This window comes from Fibrella aquatilis (assembly GCF_017353255.1).
In the GTDB taxonomy this organism is placed as follows: domain Bacteria; phylum Bacteroidota; class Bacteroidia; order Cytophagales; family Spirosomataceae; genus Fibrella; species Fibrella aquatilis.
The window spans coordinates 43,410-66,226 of sequence record NZ_JAFMYU010000015.1; the positions used below are offsets into that span (position 1 = coordinate 43,410).

The window sequence follows — 22,817 nt, forward strand, 5'->3', positions numbered from 1 at the left end:
CCCACTAGCGAAAAATAGGCGTTTCGGTTGGCTTTACGGCAACGGCACGGCTAAATTACCCGTAAACTTAGCCAGCATATGTTTGTTTTCGCTCAGCAACCCTCAGTTGCCAACCAGTACATTGCCGAACTCCGCGACGTTCACCTCCAAACCGACCGGCTTCGGTTTCGGCATAACCTTCAACGCTTGGGTGAACTGACGGCCTACGAGATTTCGCGGGTACTAGCCTACCAGAACGGTAGCGTACAAACGCCGCTGGCCCCAGCCGCCACCCAAACGCTATTGCAACAACCCATTCTGGCCCCCATCATGCGGGCGGGCCTGCCATTCCACCAGGGCTTTCTGCACGTGTTCGACCGGGCCGACAATGCCTTTGTGGGCGCTTACCGAAGCTCGGCGCGGGCTATCAACGAGGGTGATTTCGAGATCGAGATGGATTACATCAGCAGCCCCGACCTAAGCGGCCGCACGCTGATCCTGATCGACCCTATGCTAGCCACGGGCCGGTCGCTCGAAAAGTCATATCATGCCTTGCTGCGTTACGGTATTCCGGCCCAAACGCATATTGCCGCTGCTTTTGCCTCACCCGAAGGTGTCCGTTTCGTACAAAACCGTATGCCGCAGTGCCACCTCTGGCTCGGTGCTATAGACAGTCACCTCAACGATCATTTTTACATTGTGCCCGGCCTCGGCGACGCCGGTGATCTGGCCTATGGGGGGAAAGTGTGAAGGAGATTTTGGATTGGGGATTTTGGATTTCTCGTCACTGACCTGCGGGGATATAGGTCGGTGACGAGAAATCCAAAATCCAAAATTTTTATACCTCATTTAACGTCTGAATTTCGTTGAGAATGTATTTTTAATGCAGTAAAGCTCAACGCAATCATGTTCACACTCAACCACCTTGCCCCTGCGCTATTGGGGGCTGTGCTGCTGACAACTGTGGCTAATGCCCAGTCGGCCGCCGTCGATTCGGTCTATACCAATGAGGGTACGCTGGCCGTAAACGTCAAAGAAATCACCGAAACGGGTATCCGCTATACGTATCCGAATGAAGATGTAGTCAACACGGTCTTCAAAAATTCGGTGTATCGGGTCAAGTATAAATCGGGGCGGGTGCAATCGTTTACGGAGGCTCTTGCGCTGAACCCGATCACGGGTGGCGACGACTGGGAGAAAGTGGTCCTCTCGAAGCTCGAATCGGAGATAAAGGGTCTCTATAAGCTCGAAGACGTCAACGCCAAAGCCAAAGGCACTACCGAGTTTTCGAACGTGAACAAGGTGAAGAACCGGGCCTTTGATAAGCTTAGGATGGAAACGGCTATGCTGGGTGGCAACGTGGTGTTCCTGACCGACCAGGCCACCAACGGCAATTTATACGGATCGCGGTTTCAGTCGGCCCGGAGCACTGAAACGTTTTTGTCGGGTATTGCCTACAGCAACCGCCGCCCCAGCTACGCCGATTTCATGACCCAGTTGGGTACAGGCCGCGATTTCTACCTGTGGGAAACTCAGCGCCTGGGTAATAACAGCACCGAGATCAGCAAGACATTCAATAACACCGTGGCCCACATCGATAGCGTAACCGACGAAAATGGGCAGGTATTCGTAACCGTGAGTGGCACCGAAATTACCCCCGGCCGCTACCGCCTCACCTACTTCGACACTAAGAAGATCGTGCTCATGGTTCGCGACCGGCGGCAAATCATCAACCTCGTGCTGGGAATGCCTTAAGTGAGTTTAAACCTTGGACTTTAAACTCACTTAACCCACACTTTGTGCACCTCGGCGGGCTGGCCATTGGCTTGCATGGAAAGCAGGTATAAACCAGCGGCTAGGTCAGTTAAGGGGACTTCGGTTAGTTCGCCCGTGCGTGGAAGCTGTCGTACGGTTTGGCCGGTCAGGGTAGTGAGGCGCAAGTAGCCTGTTTGGGGCTGATTGGCCGAAAAGGGCCAGCGCACCCAGAGTTGGTGCGTAGCCGGATTGGGGTATACCGTAATGGTAGGCGCGGTTTCCGTGGCCGTAATTACGTAATTCAAAGCCTCGGACGGTACTGACCCGCAACCATTGGCCGTGGCTACTACGAAATAGGCCCCCGCACTGGTGGGCTTAAATGTGGGGCCGGTAGCGCCGGGCACGGGCACCTGATTGTTGCTGTACCACTGGTAGGTAAGCCCCGCCGTAACACTGCCGCTGATGCCCAGTTCGTCGCCGGTTTGGGCAATACGGGGCGTGGGTGGAGCCACGGCAATGGTCACCGAAACAGGGTCGCCGGTATAGATGGGCAGGGGCGAGATGGCCCGCAGCAAGTAGCCCGCACCGGGGGTAGCACTAGCCGCCAGCGGAATACTCAGGGCGAAGTCGGAGACCGAAAACAGGTTGCCCGGCACCCCAATGGGCACACTCACAATAGGCTGCGCTTTGTCGAAACTGCCCTTATTATCAGACAGTTGCAGCACAGGTGCCTGCTCGAAATAACCCCGATACGTGCCTTTTATTGTGGCCGTGCTGCCCGCGCAAAGCGTTACCGACCCAGCAGCGGGGCGTAGCTGAAATGGCTGCAGGTTAGCCAGGTAGTAGGCAGGCGCGGTGGCCGAAGCCGTCAGCGTCATGGACTCAAGCGGGAGGGTGCCGGTGGTTTTACCCAGCAGTAGCAGCGCCCCATTGTCGGCGCGGGCGGTGCCTATAAGGCGGTCGTTGCCGTTGGTGGCATTGAGGCGGTACGTCCAGCGAATTTGGCCGGTGGGGGCATAGCCCGCCAGGCTCAAGTAATCGGCGGGGCCGTAGGTATTGGTCTGTGGGTCATAGGGGCCATCATAGCCCCCCGCCACCACAAACGCCCCCGCCGGGTCAACTACCAGCTTGCTGCCAATGGCCGAATCAGGCCGGGTTACGCCGGTTTTCACCCATTGATTTTGCCCATCGCCGTTGTAGCGAAGCAGCAGCTGACCTGTTTCCAGCGTTAGCCCCACCAGCCGGTCGCGGAGGGTGTAGTTGGCCAGCACCACGCCATTGTCCTGTTTATCGAGGGCCAGGCCAATAGGTTCCGTATCGTAGCGTTTGGCGGCGTCGGCACCCAGGGCCGTGTGCAGGTAGGTCTGCCAGCGCAGGGTGTCATCGTCGTCGGTGGCGGCCAGCAGGCCATAGGTCGTACGCGACGAACGTTCGGAGATGGTGAGGCGGGCATGACCACTTGCATCGGCCACCACCACGCCGGGGTCTGGCGCCGGAATGATGGGTGCACCGTAAGCCTGCGCGTCGATAAAGCGGCCGTCGGCGTCGAAATGGGCCAGCAGGGGGCCACCCCGCTGCGACTCACGGCCATACACAAACACCGCACCGGCCTGGTCGGTGGCCAGGCTGGTAGCTTGCGACAGCAGGCCCGCCCGGGCCAAAACGTACGTTACCCAGCGGCGGGCGTGGGTGCTGTCGAACTGGGCCACGAACGTACTACGCTGAAATGCTTCTTCGAGTTGATAGGTAGAATCGGCAATGGTAAACTGCCCGGTAAATGGCCCGGTTACGGTCAGCCGCCCTGCCCCGTCGGTGACAATGCGCTGTATAGTAGGCCAGTCGGTGAAGGTTTGCCGCCAGCGTTCTTTGCCTTTGGTGTCGAGTTGGAGGATCGTGTTACCCCGCAGCAGTACATACGACCCGCGGGGGCCGTCGGCGGCAATGGCCAGGGGTTCGGCGGGGAGCGTGGCCACCCACGGAATAGTGGGCAGCGTATTACTGGTTTGTGCTATTACCGGTTGGCCAAACGCCAACGGCAGCAACAAACTGAGTGTGGTAAGCCATACAGCTAAATGAAGCCCGTAACGTTTCGTCATATGGTATTTCCCGCACAAACTGCGCCAGTGTTGCGGCCTTTGGCGAAGATACAAAAAAGGGAAGCCCTGATTAGGACTTCCCTTTTTAAGCGATGGCATATTAATGCTTTAGCGCATCAACTCATCAAATGAGAGAGAGAGGTAATACATAGAGCCAATTGTTGGGTTGCCCCAACCAGTTCTGTACTCTTGTTGCAGAATATTACTCCCACCTAACTTAAGGATGGATTTAATGCCAGGAATGCGTTTGCTGATTTGAGCATCAAGTGTACCAAAGGCGGGTATGATAATTTGTTGGTTTAAGGCTGATGTTCTGGCTACAGCTGGCATAATAAGGTCCTGCCACAATGTTGCCTGCTGATACCGGTATGTAACGTTGAAGCCCCACCCGCTATTTCTAATATTGCGGTTAGCGAATGCAATATTGTAACGGTACTTCGGTGTGTTAAAGCCAATCTGAGTACCATCTTCTAGTACATTCAGATTCTTCTCAGAACTAAAAAGGCCAACGCCGCCTGCATTCAACGTGTTGTTAGAAAGATTTCCTGACAGCAGGAAGTTACTCGGCAGTGCATATTCCAAACCAATACCGAAGCCCTGATAGGAAATATCTTTGCCATAGTTGACTGGTGCCGAAATAGGTATTTGACCACCTGTGCTGCTCACGACGTTGGGGCTAAGCAACACCACACCGCTGATGAAGTTGCGCAATGTACTGTTGTAGTAGTAAGCATCGACCAACAGTTTCTGGGCAATTAAACCTTTGTAGCCGACCTCAAACGTCAATACGCGTTCTGGTTTGAATTCGCCAAGGGTATAGGGTGTACCACCGGGGTTAGCTGCTGTTTGCGAACCAAAGATTCGTGATTGTCCATCGTTCAGTTTGTACCGATCAATCAAGGGTTGCAAGCCACCAATCAGCAAAGAAACCGGTGTCTGCAAGTTGATGTATTGGTTCTGTGTAGTTGGGATGCGGAAACCAGTCTGATAGCTCGCCCGGAAATTTTGGCTGTTGCTTGGCGAGAATACGGCTGAAATACGGGGGCTAAACTGTCCGTCGAAGTTCTGATTCTTATCATACCGAATTGAGCCTGTCACTTTTAATTGATCACCTAACCCCTTGATGGCTTGTAAATAACCGCCATACTCACTTATGTCGTACTCGCTGCCATCTGCCTTAGTCAAAAATAAGGTTCCTCCTGAGTTAAGCGAGTACACCCGATAGTTTGCGCCAACGGATAAATCCACAATCTTCGGGTCTATCTGGTCACGAAAATTGTACATGCCTTCATAATGGTACAAGTTTGTTTTGTCAAGAAACTTGGCCCCTTTGGCAATTGGAGCACTGGTAATTGCCCCAGCTAATGCCGCAAACTGGGTTGAACCTGGCATTGGCATACCCGCATCGGCTACACCGCGTGCTGCTGCGTGTATTTGTCCTGTAACAGCTGGGTTGTTTACGGCGGTAGCGGCGGCTTGATAAGCAGCTAAAGGGTTGCTTGGATTTGCGGCCAGGGCTTGTTGAAAAGCTGGAACAAATGCCTGAAAAGCGCCACCTGCGTAGGTTAGACCATATTGTGGATACCAAGCAGAGGCAGCGCCGGCTAACCCAGCACTAGCAGCTGGTGCACTGGGCTTCCAGCCTTCCAGAATATAAGAACCTAGAATACCTGCCGCATAAGCATCGCCTGACCGTTCCTGCGTTGTATAAGCACGCACGAAGAAGTTTGTGCCACGTAATTCAGCCTTGTATTGAGCTAACACAAAATCCTTAATGTAATAACGGTCAGATGAAGTGTATACAGTAGTGCCAGATCCCCAGTTCGCCTGCAAAATACCTTCCAACTTATCGTTGAACCGGTAATGCAACGCACCACTTAGCTTCAGCGATTTTGTATCGTAATCAACGAGTGCACGTTCCTGATAGCCTGTGCGGTTTACCGTTACATTGGGCAGCAATACATCGTTAATCAGGTTGGTCCGAAGAGCCGCCGGAATTTGATTGATACCACCTGCCAATTGGGCCAAGCCCGGACTTACCGCATTTAGTTGTGCTAAACCAGCGGGCGTAGAACCCAAACCAACTATTTGGCCTAAAGTAGTGCGTAGGCTGGCTAATCCGGCTCCAGACGAGTTCTCGTCACCATAGATGTTGATGCCATTGTAGCCAGGATTACTGGCTGAATTGGTCGGATTCCCTGGGGTACTACCGTTGTTAAAACTCTGGTCTCGGTAGTCGGTAGCCTGCCAATCTTTAGCTTGCAGGTAACTCGCGTTCAGTTTAAAAGCCAGTTTATTATTGAATGCCTTGGCGTAACGAATGGCGACATCAGAAAAAGGCGTTGCCCCCTGAGCCGAGCCGTCTTTGTTCACACGGTTGCTTGCCTGCATAATACCAGCTTTCGCTTGAGCACTCAATCCCTGATATAGGAATGGACTCTTGCTGGTCATAAGCAACAGACCATTGGTAGCGTTGGGGCCATAAAGAGCAGAAGCTGCGCCGGGAAGCAGCTCTACGCTTTCCAGGTCAAGCTCGGAGATACCAGCAATATTGCCGACTGCAAAATTTAGACCTGGTGCTTGGTTATCCATTCCGTCGATCATTTGCACTACGCGGACGTTACCGTTTCCGGTGAAACCACGGGTGTTTATAGATCCGAACGTAAGACTTTGCTGGCTTACTTCTACGCCTTTTAAGTTGCGCAACGCATCGTAGAAACTGGGAGCAGCCGCATTCTGGATAGCTCGTAAATCCATTTTCTCAATAGATACCGGCGATTTCATCACGCTTTCTTCCACGCGTGAGGCGGCTACAACCACCTCCTGACCCAGCAATGCCTGCTCGTCCAGCTTTAGGCTGAGGTTGGCGTTGCTGCCGGTTACGTTGACCTGCTCTGTTTTAAACCCTACCGATGTTACAATCAGTGTAAATGGTGGTGCTGTGTTGGTCGACAGGTTGAAGTTGCCCTTCGTGTCGGTGATAGTACCAGACACTTTACCCTTCACGGTTAGGCTCACGCCCGGCAGGGGCTGACCGGCGGCATCGGTAACTTGCCCCGATAGTTTGGTTTGTGCCCACGCTGCTAATGAAAGCAGTAGAAGCAGGCCGGTAGATAAGATACGGTAATGTACGTGTCTCGACATAGGAAAAGTAAAAAAGTAGTTACAAGTTTGATTTCAGGCAATAAAACTACAGACTATGTTAGTTACGTACAATTTAATATTAGAATTGGCAAAATCATTACTCATATAAGGTCAGCTAAACGGCTTATAGTCAGGCTATTACTGGTAATGTTAAAGTTCAGGTATGGGTAGCACTTGTCTGCCTGGTACACAGCTGCTAAACGTGTAATAGCTTACTGCTCACCATTTAGCTAAGATTCTGCCCCCACCAAAAACCTTTGCCTTACTTTTGCGGTAAGCATTGTCAAGCATGAACCATACATACATCATCATTATGGCCGGGGGCGTGGGTACACGTTTTTGGCCGTTCAGTCGCAGCAATTACCCTAAACAGTTTCATGATGTACTCGGAACTGGTCGCACGCTGCTTCAGCAAACCGCCGACCGGTTCGATGGGATCTGCCCGCCCGAAAACATCTATATCGTTACTAGCAGCAAATACAAAGACATTTGTCAGGAGCAGCTGCCGCAACTGGCCGACGATCAGATTCTCTGCGAACCCGTGGCCCGCAACACGGCCCCCTGTATTGCCTACGCCTGCTATAAGATTGCCCAGCGCGACCCGCAGGCCAATATTGTGGTGGCCCCCGCCGACCATATTATTCTGAAGGAAGAATCCTTTCGCGACACCATTCGTACGGCCCTGGCTACTACCCATGGCAACGACGTGCTGGTGACGCTGGGCATTAAACCCAGTCGCCCCGACACCGGTTACGGCTACATTCAGTACCTGACCAACACCAACGGTGACGTAAGAAAGGTGAAAACGTTTACCGAAAAGCCGCATCTGGAACTGGCAAAGCAGTTTCTGGAGTCAGGCGAGTTTGTGTGGAACGCGGGCATCTTTGTCTGGAACGTGCAGGCGATCAAAAAAGCCTTTGCCCGGTTTATGCCCGAAACCGCCGAAATTTTTGCCGAAGGCGAAGCCGTCTATTATACTTCCGACGAAACATCATTTATCAACAAAGCCTATTCGCTTTGCAAAAGCGTCTCTATCGACAACGGCATCATGGAAAAGGCCGACAACGTTCACGTGGTTCTCAGCGACTTCGGCTGGTCGGATCTGGGCACGTGGAAGTCGTTGTATGAGGTGTCGGACAAGAGCGATGACCTGAACGTGGTTGACGGACATATCCTGCTCTACGACACGCGGAACTGCATTATCAAAACACCGAAGGATAGGTTGGTGGTTGTCAATGGATTAGACGGCTACATTGTGGCCGAGTATGACAACGTGCTGATGATCTGCCGTAAGGAAGAAGAACAGAAAGTGAAGGAATTTGTGGCCGATGCCAAAGAGCGGGGTAATGAGTTTGTCTGACGATGCACCTGCTCCGACAGCTACTCCTTAGTCTTCCCCTGCTTTTGGTGGCTACTGCGCCCGTACCCGTCATTGTCCTGCGGGCAGAAGTCCTGCCATTTGTCCCCACCGAATTTTACATTGCCGACGTAGTAGATCAGCGGCCTGTGAAGTCGGCGTTTGCGCAGCTTATGTTGCGCCCTGACCGCCCTGTCGAGGCCATTGATCTGGAAGGCGGCACCGGCCCGGCCATTGAACGATACATTACTCTAAGCCTGCGGCGGAATACCAAACTCCGGCCCATTGTGTTGCGCATCACGGCGGGCAGGCTGACCGAAACGCCCGGGCCGAGGGGTAGCATTAATGGTAAGCTGGAACTGGGCCTAGCGTTTGATGTGCGGCGCGAAGACGAAAACCTGTCGCTAATCTCCTACGCCGGTAATGCCCGTTACCAACGCCCGCCGGGACAGACCGATGTGATTGAAAAAACCATCCGGCAAAGCCTGAACGAGGGGCTAAAGTACCTTAACAATTTCATGAACAAGCAGGCCGAGAGCTATCCGGCCCTCGCCGGTGGGCTAACGATCTCGGTCACGGACGTGAAAACCCGTACTCCGGCCAGCAGCGACACCGTTTTCTACGACCCTGACCGCGCCCTTACCTGGGATGATTTCCGGGCACCACCCCCGCCCAACAATCGCTACGCCGCCCAAATCATGCCTGGCGTGGCCTATGAGGGGCATAGTGTGGTGGAGAAAGGTAAGATCAAGGTGCTGCTGAAGCTAAAAGTGTTCATGATTAAGAGCCAGTCGTGGGTGAAAGAAGTAGGCCATAACGACTATGCATTGAATCACGAACAACGCCATTTCGACATTGCCCGGCTGGCGATGGAGCGATTCAAAAAAGCGCTGAACCCCGACAGCCTGTCGCTCAACGACTACAACAGCAACATCCAATACCGGTATATCGAGATGTACCGCGCCCTGGGCGAACGGCAGCAGCGCTACGACGCCGAAACCATTCATGGCATCAATCAGGCCGCGCAGGCCCACTGGAACCGCCAAATTGACGCCGAGTTGCGTAGTTTTGGCTACTAATGAAGCCCCGCGTCCTGCACGTTACTACGGCCCACCGCCCCCACGACCCCCGCATTGTGTACAAACAATGCCCCACGCTGGCGGCTGACTACGACGTATGGTGTGCTATTCCCGATGCCGACCCCGCCGTGGCACCCGACGTGCGGTTTGTCTCGTTGCCTTACTACGGAAGCGTCATCTGGCGCATCTTGCTCACCTGCCCGCTGATTGTGTGGCGGTGCTGGACAATCCGGCCCGAGGTGGTGCATTTCTACGTGCCCGAGTTCATCCCGTTTGCGTTTTTGTTTCGGCTGCGGGGGGCCAGGCTGATCTATGAGGTGCAGGAAAACCTGTTTAAAAAGCTGCACCTGAAGGAGAAAAACCGGGGTTGGCTGCTCGAATGGGCCTTTGCCCGCCTTGACCAACTAGCCCGGCGACATTGCTACTGTATCTTCACCGAGCATGGCTACCTGACCACCTATACCAACCTGGCCAAGCCGTCGGTGGTGATTTATAATTACGCATCGCTCCCCCTGCTCGAGCCGTTTCGGAAATCGTATCGGCCACTTCATCAGCCATTTACGTTCTATTACATTGGCTGGCTGAGCATGGAACGGGCCTTCGATACGCTACTAGCGGCCTTTGCGAATTTACAGGAAAGAGGGGTTAACTTTAAGGTAGAACTCTATGGTCGTCAGACGTTTACGCAAAGTACATTGGCTGCCGACCCCAACTATTTGGCCGTACGCGACCGACTTTGCTTCCACGGCTATACCGATCAGCGCGTGGCCCTGCACAAAGTGGGTGGGTCGGTGGTGGGGTTGGCCTTGCTGAAACCCATTGGCGATTACCCCGAATCCTATACCACCAAGTTGTTTGAATACATGGCCCTTGGCTTGCCCGTGCTCACCGCCGATTTTCCGTTGTACAAAGACGTAGTAGAACGCCATCAGTGCGGGTTTTGTGTTTCGCCCTACGACCCCGTGGCCGTTGCCGACGCGCTTCAGTACCTGATCGAGCACCCCGGTGAAGCCCAAAAAATGGGTGAGCGCGGCCGCGCGGCCGTGGCGCAACACTACAACTGGCAAACCGAGGCCGGCAAGCTACGCGCATTTTATAAGGTGGTTTTGGGGGATTAAGTGATGGCAAACGGTGCTTGCTGCGGCCTCCGCTTGCTCATATTTCGGGGCATAAGCCTGAAAACCGCTAACTTGCGCCTTCATTTAATTTTGTCCGATGCTCGGCAAGAGACGTAGCGATCTTCTTGGCTTATTGGTTGTCCTGCTCAGCAGTTGGGTGCTCATCTACCACATCACCCACCGATTAGACGTCGTTGCTACCGACGATGACGTGTATTTCCGTAACGGCCTGAACGCAACCTGGCGCAACCTGCCACCCACACAAATGGCCCCGCTTTTCAGCCTGTGGTATATTGTCATTCAGGCATTTACACACAATGTTATCGACACTTACTACGTCAGCTGGGCCATTATGTCGGTGCTGCCGGGGCTGGGCTTCTACGCCCTGCTGCGTAGCCTGCGGGTGGGCGTACCAACGAGTGTGTGGCTCTCGGTTTTCTTTTTGTTCTCCCCGTTAAACTTCCCGTTGGCCCTCAAGGTGTCAATTTTCACCATGCTCTGGCTGATGGGCGGGCTTATTGTGGCCAACCGAACCGCCTCGCCGCTGGGCAAACTGGTGGCCACCGGGACGGGTGCGCTGCTGGCCACCTACGGCCGTCCCGAATTTTACCTGGCCTTTACGCTGCTGAGCATCCTGGCCGTTGGTTACTGGCTGTGGGAGCGACGTAAAACAACTACCCGCCTGGGCCAAAAAATCACGCCTCCCTACGCTCTGGCTGCGCTGATTGGGCTGGCGGGTGCGCTGGTATTGTGGCTGGGGTTTCCGCTGGCGGGTGGCCGGAGTCATATTGCGTTTGGGCAGCATTTCGCGCTGAACTATGCCGCCTGGCACCCCGAATTTCCCTTTTCGCCCTGGATGCACTCGCAGGAGTTCATCCGTGCCGGGTTTGGCCGCGACATCACGTCTATGGGCGACGCCTTTGCGCTCAACCCTGGCATGTTTCTCAAACACGTTGGCCAAAACCTGATCAACCTAGTAAAGATGACTGGGCAGATGGTGCAGGACGTGCTCGTGACGCCCTGGCTCTCGCGGCTGGTGTTTCCGGGGCGGCGGTATGTGATTTTAGCTTTGCTGGTGGCGGTTTTAGGCCTGACCAACTGGCGGCAATCCATTAGTAACTGGCGGGCGGGCTTTCAACGCGATGGCTGGTTCTGGGGTTGCGTGTTCATCTGCATCCTGCCCACGCTTATTTCCTGCACCTTGATTTACCCCCGCGAACACTACGTGGTCTTCCATTTGTTGGTTTACATTCCGCTGGCGGGTGTGCTTATTCGCGACTGGGCTGTGCGGCCACTGTTGGCCCGGCAACCTCGCCTGCTGGTCTTTGGGGCCATGCTGGTGCTGCTTGGCCTGTTCCTCTGGCCTCATTGGCAGGTGGCTCAGCAGGATAAACCACAACCCACGGCCCACCTGCTCAGGGGCCTGCAACAGATACCGGCGCAGGGAAAAGTCAACATGATCGGGAGCGTGCCGCTGCTCTATAAACTGTACCTCGGCGAAAACTGGGACTTCGATTTTCTGGAACAGTATCGCCCCAAAGACATGCAGGCATTTATGCGCGAACGCAAGATTAACTGCGTCTATATGCGCCCCGAAATGGTGGCCGAATACGGCAAAGACACGTATTTTGCCCAATTAGTAGCCGATCCAGGTTCGTTGGGGTTCACGCGCTACCCTGTTTCACCTGCCGAAGAAGCCCAACCCGACCGCTGTGTGCTGGTCAAAAACGAGTTAGTTGCCGCCAACCATTCTACCCGCCTCCCCTGACGTGTTTTTCTACCAAAGCAATTTCGCCATCGTGACGCCGATGGCAAACGAAGAAAACGAATTCGACGAATACACCGCTGCCCTGGCTGCTGAGTTGGACAAAATTCAGTCGGGCCGGGTGTATATGGTTATCGACAACGTGACCAAAGATCGGACGCTGGAAATGGCGCGGGCTTTGTCGGCGCGGGATGATCGATTCGTCACGATTTGGGCACCCGAAAACCGTAACATCGTGCACGCGTACCTCCGCGGCTACCGTGAGGCCCTTGCCAACGGACACGACATCATCATTGAAATGGATGCGGGCCTCTCGCATGATCCACGCGCCATACCCATGTTTTTACGCGTGTTAAACGAGGGTAACGAGTGCGCATTTGGCAGTCGGTTTATCAACGGCGGTTCGATTTATAAATCGAATTTCAAACGTACGTTTTTGTCGAAAATTGGCACGTACTTATCTAATATATTGCTGGGAAGCACTATGCAGGATATGACGTCGGGCTACCAGGGATTTCACGCGAATGTGGTCGCCGAGTTTATGGCCTATCCCTTAAAATCGACGGCTCATTTTTACCAAACAGAACTGCGTTATTTGTTACGTAAAAAACGTTTTGCCGAAATTCCGATTCATTACCGCGCCCCATCGCCAAGCGTTTCTGAAAATGCCATAAAAAACTCATTGTCAACGCTTTGGCATTACTTCAAATTGCGCCTTGCTGGTAAAGCAGCGTTGATTGAGTGAAAAATAATGTACAATGTATAATGAACAATGTACAATGAATAATGTACAATGAACAATGGATTTGCATTGGTTACATTATAGCATGAAATCATTGTTCATTATACATTGTACATTCAATAAATATGAACAACAATACCTTTCTAATAATAACCTCTATTGCGGCGCCGAATGCGGTGCTAAACGATTGTGCCAAAAATGCGCAAAAGAATGGGGTGAATTTTGTGGTGATGGGTGATACTAAGTCGCCCGCTACGTTTGAGCTGGACGGCTGCGACTTCTGGAGCCTCGACCGGCAGTTGACCCTGCCATTTAACCTGGTCGAAAACCTGCCCACACGCCACTATGGCCGTAAAAACCTGGGCTACCTCGTGGCTATGCAACAGGGGGCGCGGGTAATTCTGGAAACCGACGACGACAACTACCCGCTACCCCCGTTTTGGGAAGACCGCAATCGGCAACAGTCGGCTCACCCGCTGATGAACACAGGCTGGACAAACGTGTATAAGTACTTCACCGACAAGTACATATGGCCCCGTGGTTATGCCCTCGAACACCTGCACGACCCCCTGCCCGCCTTGCCAGGTCTCGGCGCGGTTGACTGCCCCATTCAACAGGGGCTAGCCAACGAAAACCCCGATGTTGATGCCATCTACCGGCTTACGATGCCCCTGCCCGTTTCGTTCGATGAGCGGGAGAGCGTGGCCCTGGGCCAAGGGGCCTGGTGCGCGTTTAACTCGCAGAATACCACGTGGTTTGCCGAGGCGTTTCCGCTGTTGTACCTGCCGTCGCATTGTAGTTTCCGCATGACCGACATCTGGCGGAGCTACGTAGCTCAACGGCTGGCCTGGACCTGCGGCTGGAGCATTTTGTTCCACAACGCCACCGTCTGGCAGGAACGTAACGAGCACAACCTCATGCGCGATTTTGAAGACGAGGTAAGCGGCTACACCCAAAACAAGCAAATCTGCGCCGATTTGGCCGCGCTCGACCTGCCCCACGGCCGCGAACACCTGCACGACAACCTGCTGGCCTGCTACCGCCTGTTGACAGAAAAAAATTACGTCGGAAAAGCCGAAATGCCCCTGGTCGAAGCCTGGGTAGCCGATCTGCGTCAGTTGGGTTTCTGAGTGCTTTGTCGTTATTTTACGGTAAGAAACGGCCCTGCCTCTGGCGGATTTGAGCCGCCCCTTCGTTATAAGTATTGAACGCTCTTTCAGCGGCTCAACGAACTGCTTACACAACAATGGTCGATAATCAGATTCAACTCATTAAAGTAACCGTAGACGGTATCGAAGTCGAGGTAGAGCCGGGGACAACCATCCTTCAGGCTGCCCGCAAGATCGGTCCCGAAGTGGCCCCGCCGGCCATGTGCTACTACCAGCCCCTGAAAGGTAGCGGCGGCAAATGCCGGGCTTGTCTGGTCCGGGTAGCGGCCGGTTCGGCCAAAGATCCGCGCCCCATGCCCAAGCTGGTGGCCTCGTGCATTACACCCGCGCAGGATGGCATGGTGGTCGAAAATTTCAGCAGCCCACAGGTGCTCGACGCTCGTAAAGGCGTGGTGGAATTTCTGCTCCTCAACCACCCCCTCGACTGCCCCATCTGCGATCAGGCCGGGGAGTGTGACCTCCAGAATTTCGCGTTTGAACACGGCACCTCGGCCACGCGCTACGAAGAGGACCGCCGCACGTTCGAGAAGCACGATTTGGGTCCGTATATCCAACTGCACATGACGCGCTGCATTTTGTGCTACCGCTGCGTGCATACCGCCGACCAAATCACCGACAAGCGCGTTCACGGCGTATTGGGCCGGGGCGACGCCGCTGAAATTGGCACGTATATCGAAAAAGCCATCGATAATGATTTTTCGGGCAACGTGATCGACGTGTGCCCAGTGGGTGCATTGACCGACAAGACGTACCGCTTCAAAAACCGGGTGTGGTTTACCAAACCCGTAGATGCCCACCGCAACTGCCCTACCTGCTCGGGTAAGGTGTCGCTCTGGTATCGGGGCGCCGAGGTGATCCGCGTCACGGCCCGCAAAAACGAGTGGGGCGAGGCGCAGGAGTTCATTTGCAACACCTGCCGGTTCGAGAAAAAAGAAACCGCCGACTGGGTGATTGAAGGGCCAACGAAGATTTCGCGGTCGTCGGTGATTTCGGCCAACAAGTACCGCGCTGACCTCCAGAAGCCCACGTTTGGTGACCGCGTAGCTGCCGCTGAGTACAAACCCATCGACGACAAGCGCGACACCAGCCAACTCGGCATTCAACAGCTTCCCCCCGAACGTTTCGCCAAAACGCTGCCATCAGCGAAAGAATAGACGCTATACTTTGGACACTGGACGTTGGACAACTGAAAAGTCCAGTATCCAGTGTCTGACATCCAGTATCCTCAAAAATGGAATTAACCATTCTCGTTATCAAGTCGCTCGTGATTCTGGCTGTGTTCGGAATCACGTTGCTCATTGCTACCTACTCGACCTATGCCGAGCGGAAGGTAGCCGCGTTTTTGCAGGATCGCATCGGGCCAAACCGGGCGGGTCCGTTTGGGTTGCTTCAGCCCATTGCCGACGCCGGTAAGATGTTTTTCAAGGAAGACTTCATCCCCGCACAGGCCAACAAGTGGCTGTTCATTCTGGGTCCGTGTCTGGCCATGCTTACGGCCCTGATGTCGAGCGCGGTGATTCCCTTCGGCGACAGTATCCGCTACGCCAGCTTCGACGTGCCGGTGCAGGGTATCGATGTCAACGTTGGTGTCTTGTACGTGTTCGGCGTGGTGTCGTTGGGTGTGTATGGCGTCATGATTGGCGGTTGGGCATCGAACAACAAGTTTTCGCTGCTGGGAGCCATCCGGGCGGCATCGCAGAACATTAGTTACGAAGTGGCACTGGGCCTTTCCATTATCGCCATCCTGATGATGACCGGTTCGCTGTCGCTGCGGCACATCGTGAACGAGCAGAACGGCTTTTTGCAATGGAACGTCTTCACCCAGCCATTGGGCTTCGTGATCTTCCTCACCTGCGCCTTTGCTGAGTGTAACCGCACCCCCTTTGATTTACCTGAGTGCGAAACCGAGCTTGTAGGCGGCTACCACACCGAATACAGCTCAATGAAACTGGGTTTCTATCTCTTCGCCGAATACATTAACATGTTCACCTCGTCGGCCATTATTTCGACGTTGTACTTCGGCGGATTCCAGTATCCATTCATGCATCAGGTACACGATGCGCTGGTGAACTCGCTGGGCAGCACCGTTGGTCATAATATTGCCACGGGTATTGGTACGGCGGTTTTGTTCGGCAAAATCTTCTTTTTCATCTTCTTTTTCATGTGGGTACGCTGGACGATTCCCCGCTTTCGGTTTGACCAGCTGATGAACCTCGGCTGGAAAACGCTGATCCCACTCTCGATCTTGAACGTAGTATTGACCGGTGCGGGCCTGCTGTTCGACAAGTTTAAGTACGCGACCTGGCTTATCGTCATCGTGATGATCGTCCTGGCCGCCACCAACGCCATCAAAGCACCCCGACGTAAACCCGTGGCCGTGCCACAGGTTTAAGTTTTAAACGTTTACTGTTCTCAGACAGAAAACACCTTCAAATGTTAACAAATCGATCAAAGCAAGTCAGTAACAAGGAGATGACCCTGGCCGAGCGGATGTATCTGCCTGCCGTTTTAGGTGGTCTGGCTATTACGATCCGGCACTTCTTCATGAAGAAGGCCACGATCCAGTATCCCGAAGTGAAGCGGTATCTGGGTCCGGTGTTTCGGGGGCATCATGTGCTGAAGCGCGATGAGCAGGGCCGCGAACGTTGCACGGCCTGTGGTCTGTGCGCCGTTGCTTGCCCCGCCGAGGCCATCTCGATGGTGGCGGCCGAGCGCAAGAAGGGCGAGGAAACCCTCTACCGCGAAGAGAAATACGCGGCGGTCTACGAGATCAATATGCTCCGCTGCATCTTCTGCGGACTCTGCGAAGAAGCCTGCCCCAAACAGGCTGTGTATCTCCGCCACGACCGCATGGTGCCCGTGTTTACGGAGCGTGATCAGGTCATTTACGGTAAAGACCGCTTGGTCGAAAAGCTCGACGACCGCTACATTCGTAATAACCCCGATGCACAAGCCACCCCCACCGAGCCAACCCTCTCGCGGTCGGTGGGATAAAAAGAGTTTAACGTTTAATGTCCAACGTTTAATGTTGCTTCGCGCTCTGGGATTCCAGGCGCGAAGCAACCGTAACGCGAAGCAACATTAAACGTTGGACTTTAGACTTTAAACTCTTTCCTATGAATCAGTTCAATACCTTTTTGGCGAGTTTCAAGAACCTGACAACGGCGGGTTATTTGTTTTACGGTTTGGGCCTGATTACGCTGATTAGTGCCATTTCGGTGGTGACGGCTAAAAACCCCATCCACAGCGTGCTGGCGCTAATTTTTACGTTCTTCTGCCTCACGGGGCACTACATGCTGCTGAATGCGCAGTTTCTAGCTATCGTGAACATCATCGTCTATGCTGGGGCCATTATGGTGCTGTTTCTGTTTGCGATCATGTTTTTGAACCTGAAAGAAGAAGACGAGGAAGCCAAAACCAATGTAACAAAAATGGCCGCTGTTATTGTGGGCGGCGTACTGATGGTGCTCTTGTTGTCGATCTTCAACTATGCCCCGGTGGGCACCTTTAACCCTGCCTCGTTCGATGCCAAAACGGGCTTGGTAGAGCGCCTCGGCATTGTGCTCTACAGCGACTATATCTTGCCATTTGAACTAGCCTCCATCTTGTTTTTGGTGGCTATGGTAGGGGCCGTAATGCTGGGCAAACGCGAGGCGGGTGATCCTCACTTTTGAGCCGACCTAGCTTCTTTATTCATGACAAAGCCGCCTCTGGGCGGCTTTTTTTGTTTATAAAGTATGACTGTCGCATCGCCGAAAACCCTCCGTCTGATCCTGGGCGACCAACTCAATAGTCAGCATTCCTGGTTTCGTACGGTAGACCCGGCTGTGGTGTACGTACTCATGGAAATGCGCCAGGAAACCGACTACGCCCAGCATCATATTCAGAAAGTAGTGGCCTTTTTTCTGGCCATGCGCCACTTTGCCGACGCACTGCGGCAGGCTGGCCATATGGTCACCTACCTGACCCTCGACAACGGGGCTAACACCCAGTCGTTGCCGAACAACATCAGGGAGCTGATTGACTTGCAGGGATTTACTAAGTTCGAGTACCTGTTGCCCGATGAGTACCGTCTCGATAAGCAATTAGCGGAGTTGGCAGATTTGTTGCCCATTGAGACGGGGGTGGCCGATACGGAGCATTTTTACACCAAACGCGATGATTTTGCCAAACGCTTTGGTGCCCGGAATTTCATCATGGAGCCCTTCTACCGCGACATGCGCCGCAAGCACGGTATCCTGATGGAAAGCAGCGACCCCGACGCCCAACCTGCTACGGGTCAGTGGAACTACGACGCCGACAACCGCAACGGCCTGCCCAAAGGGTTTGTTGGTCCCCCCGCCCGCGAACACCCACGCGACGTAAGCGACATAGTACAGTGGCTTCGGCAACAAGGTGTTGAAACAATGGGCACCATTGACCCGTATCGGTTTTTGTGGCCGGTGACACGAACAGAGTATCTTGACATGCTCGACCACTTTGCTGACAACCTGCTCTATGCCTTTGGCACGTATCAGGACGCAATGGCCCCCGCCGAATGGTCGCTGTTTCATTCGCGGTTGTCGTTTGGCATGAACAGTAAACTCATTTCTCCACGCGAGGTGATTGACCGCGTAGTGGCTGCCTACTGGGCTGACCCTGAACGCATCAGCTATGCGCAGGTAGAAGGATTTGTGCGGCAAATTTTAGGGTGGCGCGAATACATGCGGGGCGTTTATTGGGCTAAAATGCCCGAGTTCGCCAACCTCAATTTCTTTAATCATCAGCGGAGATTACCCCACTATTATTGGGATGCCGACACCCGCATGAACTGCATACACCATGCCGTGCGCCACTCGCTGACCTATGCCTATTCACACCATATTCAGCGGCTGATGATAACGGGTAACTTCGCCCTGCTGGCTGGTATTCATCCCGACGAGGTCGATGCCTGGTATCTGGGCGTGTACATCGACGCCATTCAATGGGTTGAAATTACCAACACGCGGGGCATGAGTCAGTATGCCGACGGGGGTATTGTGGGCACAAAGCCATATGTGTCATCGGCAGCCTACATCAACAAAATGAGCCACTACTGCACTGGTTGTCAGTATGATAAGGCCAAAAAAGTGAATGATGGGAAGGGTAAACCCGCCTGCCCGTTTAACAGCCTGTATTGGGATTTTTACGACCGCAACCGCGCCAAACTAGAGCGTAACCCGCGCATCGTATGATGTATCGGCTCTGGGATAAAATGCAGCCTGTCGACAAGACCGCCATCTTGCAACAGGCTCAAACCTATTTGGCGCAGTTGGAATCCCTCTGAAAGCCGTATGCATGCATACTATTTTTTCTATCTTTGTACGATTCCTGATTTGAATTTGTTATTGAGCAAAGACGCATTTACACGCGTCTCTACGACATATGGACGCATACATTGTAGCGGGCTTTCGCAGCCCAGTTGGTAAAGCCCCCCGCGGTGGCCTCCGCTTCACCCGCCCCGACGACCTAGCCGCCGAGGTTATCAAACACATGCTGGCGCAGGTGCCCAACCTCGACCCCGCTCGCGTAGAAGACCTTATTGTAGGCAATGCCGTGCCCGAAGCTGAGCAGGGTATGCAGATTTCGCGGTACATCGCCCTGCTCTCTTTACCCACCAGCGTACCCGGCTTAACCATCAACCGCTACTGCGGGTCAGGTCTGGAAGCCATTGCCATTGCGTCGGCGAAAATTCACGCGGGTATGGCCGACTGTATCATTGCGGGCGGCACCGAATCAATGTCGATGGTGCCGGTGATGGGTTGGAAAACGGCCCTGAACTATGACATCGCCAAGTCGCACCCCGACTATTACATTGGCATGGGCCTCACCGCCGAGCAGGTAGCTGACCAGTTCAAGATCAGCCGCGATGCGCAGGACGCCTTCGCGCTGGAGTCGCACAAGCGGGCGCTGGCGGCACAGGCCGAGGGTAAGTTTACGGACGAAATAGTGCCCATCAACGTCAAGGAGACCTATTTTGATCAGGAGAGCGGCAAGAAAAAGACTCGCGAGTGGACCGTTTCGCAGGACGAAGGCCCGCGCAAAGACACGAGCGCCGAAGGTCTCGCCAAACTAAAGCCCGTCTTCGCGGCGGGTGGTTCGGTCACGGCGGGTAACTCGTCGCAAACCTCCGATGGGGCGGCGTTTGTGATCGTGATGTCGGAACGGCTGGTGAACGAGTTGAATCTGAAGCCTATTGCCCGGATGATGTCCTACGCCTCGGCGGGGGTTGAGCCGCGCATTATGGGCATCGGTCCCGTAGCGGCCATTCCCATTGCGTTGCAGAAGGCCGGTCTGAAGCAGGACGATATTGACCAGATCGAGTTGAACGAAGCCTTCGCTGCTCAGTCACTTGCTGTTATACAGGAATTGGGTCTCGATCCGTCGAAGATCAACCATAACGGCGGGGCCATTGCCCTGGGTCACGCCCTCGGTTCAACGGGTGGCCGGTTAACGGTACAGCTCTTAAACGAAATGCGCCGCCGCGACGAGAAATACGGCATGGTGTCTGCATGCGTTGGTGGCGGTCAGGGTGTCGCCGGCATTTTTGAGCGGCTGAATTAACTAGTTGATTTTAAGAGATTTATACCAGTAGCTGGGCCACTTCTATGAATGGTTCAGCTATTTTTTTGTAACTTGTATAACTTACTTACAAGCACTTATGGCGGCTATCACTCACCTTTCCCAACTTGACCCCAACGGAACGTACTCTTATGCTGACTACCTGACCTGGCATATTGAGCAGGCTTTGGAAGTGATTAAGGGTAAGATTTTCCCAATGGCTGGTCCCAGTCGAACACATCAGAAACTTTCTTGGAGACTAACAATCGTGTTTGACAATTATTTTAAAAACCACCGCTGTGAAGCTTATGCAGCACCCTTTGATGTTCGACTATATGACCGCAAGAAGTCTCAGAAAGCAGATAAAGATATTTATACTATTGTACAACCTGACCTTTGCGTCATTTGCGATCTTGACAAGTTAGACGAGCGCGGTTGTCTTGGTGCGCCGGATTTGATCGTCGAGATTCTTTCTCCTGGTAATTCTGCCCGCGAAATGAAAATTAAGAAAGACCTTTATGCAGAGACGGGGGTCCGGGAGTACTGGATCGTTGACCCAGTTCATGAGACAGTGACCCGCTATAATATGGCAACTGAAGACACATATGATCGGCCTCTCATTTTTGTTAGTAATGAAGTAATGCCGTCTGCCATTTTTGCCGATTTTATACTAAACCTAGAAGACTTATTTCCTACGGCACAAGTGGGTTCGTAAAGTTGATTAAAACCACCTCATCTTGGCCTGTCCGGAAATAGAACTTACTTCGTTTAATCTGAGTTTACTGATAGCGTAGTTCAACGGATAGAATACATCTCTAACTAAGATGCTGATAGGGGTTCGAGTCCCCTCGCCGATACCCGGAAATGCCCCTACATCACTGTAGGGGCATTTTTATTATAATTTGTATCAGTTACTATACGACCGCCGACGCCTCACCAACCAACTCGTGCTTCACCAAATACTCGGCGATTTGGACGGCGTTGGTGGCGGCCCCTTTGCGGAGGTTATCTGCTACAATCCAGAGATTGAGTGTGTTAGCCTGGCTTTCGTCGCGGCGGATGCGGCCTACGAATACTTCGTCTTTACCGTGGGCAGTCAGGGGCATAGGGTAAACCTTATTGGCGGGGTCGTCCTGCACAACCACGCCCTCGGCCTGGGTCAGCAGGTCGCGTACTTCCTGCACGTCGAAATCGCGCTCGAACTCGATGTTAACGGCCTCAGAATGACCACCAATGGTCGGGATACGTACAGTCGTGGCCGTCACCCGAATCGAGTCGTCGCCCATGATTTTGGTGGTCTCTTTTACCATCTTCATTTCCTCTTTCGTGTAGCCATTGTCGAGGAATACGTCAATATGGGGCAGCACGTTCAGGTCAATAGGATGGGGGTACACTTTAGCCACTGAGTCGTCACCGTTGCGTTCGGCAAAGAGCTGATCTACAGCGGCTTTACCCGTACCCGTCACCGATTGGTAAGTGGAAACGACCACGCGCTTGATACCATATTTCTCGTGCAACGGCTTGAGTACCACTACCATCTGAATCGTCGAGCAGTTGGGGTTGGCAATGATCTTGTCGGCGGCGGTGAGGGTGTCGGCGTTTACTTCGGGCACTACCAGTTTCTTGGTCGGATCCATGCGCCAGGCCGACGAGTTGTCGATAACGGTGATACCTGCTTCGGCAAAGCGCGGAGCCAGTTCGAGGGAGGTGCTACCGCCCGCCGAGAAGATGGCAATCGCGGGTTTGCGGGCGATGGCCTCATCGAAACCGACCACTGTAACGGGTTTACCCTTGAACATCACCTGTTTACCCACTGACCGCTCAGAAGCGACAGCAATTAGTTCGGTGACCGGGAAATTCCGTTCGGCCAGTACTTTCAGCATCTCGCCACCGACTAAGCCTGTGGCCCCAACGACTGCGACTTTCATAGAAATTGATCTGTTTTATTGAAAAATTGCCCGCAAAAGTACGCCATAATTCCGTAAATTGTCAGCTACGGTTTCTTTAAAAATACATAGCCCGACAGGTCATGTC

Annotated in this window: 18 protein-coding genes; 15 read left to right on the forward strand and 3 right to left on the reverse strand. The window is 53.6% G+C overall.

Annotated features, from left to right (window positions below):
- Positions 1-78 precede the first annotated feature (78 nt).
- Together upp and J2I48_RS17715 are read left to right on the forward strand one after the other, a co-directional pair.
- Positions 79-729: a uracil phosphoribosyltransferase gene (upp, locus tag J2I48_RS17710; protein WP_207336818.1), complete on the forward strand. Its 651-nt coding sequence runs from the start codon at positions 79-81 to the stop codon at positions 727-729.
- 156 nt (positions 730-885) lie between these two features.
- Positions 886-1,734, forward strand: a complete 849-nt coding sequence (locus J2I48_RS17715) for a hypothetical protein (protein ID WP_207336819.1) — start codon at positions 886-888, stop codon at positions 1,732-1,734.
- 26 nt (positions 1,735-1,760) lie between these two features.
- Here the strand turns inward: J2I48_RS17715 and J2I48_RS17720 are convergent, their stop codons facing one another.
- Positions 1,761-3,830 (reverse strand): T9SS type A sorting domain-containing protein, encoded by a 2,070-nt coding sequence (locus tag J2I48_RS17720; RefSeq protein ID WP_207336820.1) that lies wholly within the window; start codon positions 3,828-3,830, stop codon positions 1,761-1,763.
- A 108-nt stretch (positions 3,831-3,938) separates the two neighbouring features.
- Positions 3,939-6,974 carry a TonB-dependent receptor domain-containing protein gene (locus J2I48_RS17725; RefSeq protein ID WP_207336821.1) on the reverse strand — a complete coding sequence of 1,012 codons (3,036 nt, stop codon included), beginning with the start codon at positions 6,972-6,974 and terminating at the stop codon, positions 3,939-3,941.
- Positions 6,975-7,263: 289 nt separating this feature from the next.
- On the opposite strand from J2I48_RS17725, the gene J2I48_RS17730 reads away from it, so the two are divergent.
- From J2I48_RS17730 to J2I48_RS17790, 13 genes are all read left to right on the forward strand, one after another.
- On the forward strand, positions 7,264-8,334 hold the full coding sequence (locus J2I48_RS17730) for a mannose-1-phosphate guanylyltransferase (protein WP_207336822.1): 1,071 nt from the start codon (positions 7,264-7,266) through the stop codon (positions 8,332-8,334).
- A 2-nt stretch (positions 8,335-8,336) separates the two neighbouring features.
- The gene (locus J2I48_RS17735) at positions 8,337-9,410 is read left to right on the forward strand and encodes a DUF922 domain-containing protein (protein ID WP_207336823.1); all 1,074 of its coding nucleotides are present in this window, start codon (positions 8,337-8,339) and stop codon (positions 9,408-9,410) included.
- Entirely contained in the window at positions 9,410-10,528 is a 1,119-nt protein-coding gene (locus tag J2I48_RS17740; RefSeq protein WP_207336824.1) for a glycosyltransferase, read from the forward strand. Before J2I48_RS17735 ends, J2I48_RS17740 begins: the two co-directional genes overlap by 1 nt.
- Before the next feature lie 97 nt (positions 10,529-10,625).
- Positions 10,626-12,296, forward strand: a complete 1,671-nt coding sequence (locus tag J2I48_RS17745) for a hypothetical protein (RefSeq protein ID WP_207336825.1) — start codon at positions 10,626-10,628, stop codon at positions 12,294-12,296.
- Positions 12,265-13,038, forward strand: coding sequence for a glycosyltransferase (locus J2I48_RS17750; protein ID WP_229376444.1), 774 nt, complete (start codon positions 12,265-12,267; stop codon positions 13,036-13,038). Before J2I48_RS17745 ends, J2I48_RS17750 begins: the two co-directional genes overlap by 32 nt.
- Positions 13,039-13,160: 122 nt before the next feature.
- Positions 13,161-14,165 carry an STELLO glycosyltransferase family protein gene (locus J2I48_RS17755; RefSeq protein WP_207336826.1) on the forward strand — a complete coding sequence of 335 codons (1,005 nt, stop codon included), beginning with the start codon at positions 13,161-13,163 and terminating at the stop codon, positions 14,163-14,165.
- Between the two features lie 116 nt (positions 14,166-14,281).
- Complete coding sequence (locus tag J2I48_RS17760; protein WP_207336827.1) at positions 14,282-15,358, forward strand: NADH-quinone oxidoreductase subunit G; 1,077 nt, start codon at positions 14,282-14,284, stop codon at positions 15,356-15,358.
- Positions 15,359-15,435: 77 nt separating this feature from the next.
- On the forward strand, positions 15,436-16,596 hold the full coding sequence (gene nuoH, locus J2I48_RS17765; protein ID WP_207336828.1) for an NADH-quinone oxidoreductase subunit NuoH: 1,161 nt from the start codon (positions 15,436-15,438) through the stop codon (positions 16,594-16,596).
- 41 nt (positions 16,597-16,637) lie between these two features.
- On the forward strand, positions 16,638-17,198 hold the full coding sequence (locus J2I48_RS17770; RefSeq protein ID WP_207336829.1) for a NuoI/complex I 23 kDa subunit family protein: 561 nt from the start codon (positions 16,638-16,640) through the stop codon (positions 17,196-17,198).
- Between the two features lie 122 nt (positions 17,199-17,320).
- Positions 17,321-17,878, forward strand: coding sequence for an NADH-quinone oxidoreductase subunit J family protein (locus tag J2I48_RS17775; protein ID WP_207336830.1), 558 nt, complete (start codon positions 17,321-17,323; stop codon positions 17,876-17,878).
- Between the two features lie 63 nt (positions 17,879-17,941).
- Positions 17,942-19,417, forward strand: a complete 1,476-nt coding sequence (locus tag J2I48_RS17780; protein ID WP_310587287.1) for a cryptochrome/photolyase family protein — start codon at positions 17,942-17,944, stop codon at positions 19,415-19,417.
- 190 nt (positions 19,418-19,607) lie between these two features.
- Positions 19,608-20,786 carry an acetyl-CoA C-acyltransferase gene (locus J2I48_RS17785; protein ID WP_207336831.1) on the forward strand — a complete coding sequence of 393 codons (1,179 nt, stop codon included), beginning with the start codon at positions 19,608-19,610 and terminating at the stop codon, positions 20,784-20,786.
- 97 nt (positions 20,787-20,883) lie between these two features.
- Positions 20,884-21,498: a Uma2 family endonuclease gene (locus J2I48_RS17790; RefSeq protein ID WP_207336832.1), complete on the forward strand. Its 615-nt coding sequence runs from the start codon at positions 20,884-20,886 to the stop codon at positions 21,496-21,498.
- A gap of 199 nt (positions 21,499-21,697) precedes the next feature.
- Here J2I48_RS17790 and J2I48_RS17795 read toward each other — a convergent pair whose 3' ends face one another.
- Positions 21,698-22,711, reverse strand: coding sequence for an aspartate-semialdehyde dehydrogenase (locus tag J2I48_RS17795; protein ID WP_207336833.1), 1,014 nt, complete (start codon positions 22,709-22,711; stop codon positions 21,698-21,700).
- Positions 22,712-22,817 lie beyond the last annotated feature (106 nt).

Excerpts from the sequence above, each read along its gene's own strand:
- nuoH (WP_207336828.1), top strand. The coding sequence starts at position 15,436 with ATGGAATTAACCATTCTCGTTATCAAGTCGCTCGTGATTCTGGCTGTG.
- J2I48_RS17780 (WP_310587287.1), top strand. The coding sequence starts at position 17,942 with ATGACTGTCGCATCGCCGAAAACCCTCCGTCTGATCCTGGGCGACCAA.
- J2I48_RS17770 (WP_207336829.1), top strand. The coding sequence starts at position 16,638 with ATGTTAACAAATCGATCAAAGCAAGTCAGTAACAAGGAGATGACCCTG.
- J2I48_RS17795 (WP_207336833.1), bottom strand. The coding sequence starts at position 22,711 with ATGAAAGTCGCAGTCGTTGGGGCCACAGGCTTAGTCGGTGGCGAGATG.
- J2I48_RS17790 (WP_207336832.1), top strand. The coding sequence starts at position 20,884 with ATGGCGGCTATCACTCACCTTTCCCAACTTGACCCCAACGGAACGTAC.
- J2I48_RS17730 (WP_207336822.1), top strand. The coding sequence starts at position 7,264 with ATGAACCATACATACATCATCATTATGGCCGGGGGCGTGGGTACACGT.
- J2I48_RS17760 (WP_207336827.1), top strand. The coding sequence starts at position 14,282 with ATGGTCGATAATCAGATTCAACTCATTAAAGTAACCGTAGACGGTATC.
- upp (WP_207336818.1), top strand. The coding sequence starts at position 79 with ATGTTTGTTTTCGCTCAGCAACCCTCAGTTGCCAACCAGTACATTGCC.
- J2I48_RS17775 (WP_207336830.1), top strand. The coding sequence starts at position 17,321 with ATGAATCAGTTCAATACCTTTTTGGCGAGTTTCAAGAACCTGACAACG.
- J2I48_RS17745 (WP_207336825.1), top strand. The coding sequence starts at position 10,626 with ATGCTCGGCAAGAGACGTAGCGATCTTCTTGGCTTATTGGTTGTCCTG.
- J2I48_RS17735 (WP_207336823.1), top strand. The coding sequence starts at position 8,337 with ATGCACCTGCTCCGACAGCTACTCCTTAGTCTTCCCCTGCTTTTGGTG.
- J2I48_RS17715 (WP_207336819.1), top strand. The coding sequence starts at position 886 with ATGTTCACACTCAACCACCTTGCCCCTGCGCTATTGGGGGCTGTGCTG.
- J2I48_RS17725 (WP_207336821.1), bottom strand. The coding sequence starts at position 6,974 with ATGTCGAGACACGTACATTACCGTATCTTATCTACCGGCCTGCTTCTA.
- J2I48_RS17785 (WP_207336831.1), top strand. The coding sequence starts at position 19,608 with ATGGACGCATACATTGTAGCGGGCTTTCGCAGCCCAGTTGGTAAAGCC.
- J2I48_RS17720 (WP_207336820.1), bottom strand. The coding sequence starts at position 3,830 with ATGACGAAACGTTACGGGCTTCATTTAGCTGTATGGCTTACCACACTC.
- J2I48_RS17755 (WP_207336826.1), top strand. The coding sequence starts at position 13,161 with ATGAACAACAATACCTTTCTAATAATAACCTCTATTGCGGCGCCGAAT.
- J2I48_RS17740 (WP_207336824.1), top strand. The coding sequence starts at position 9,410 with ATGAAGCCCCGCGTCCTGCACGTTACTACGGCCCACCGCCCCCACGAC.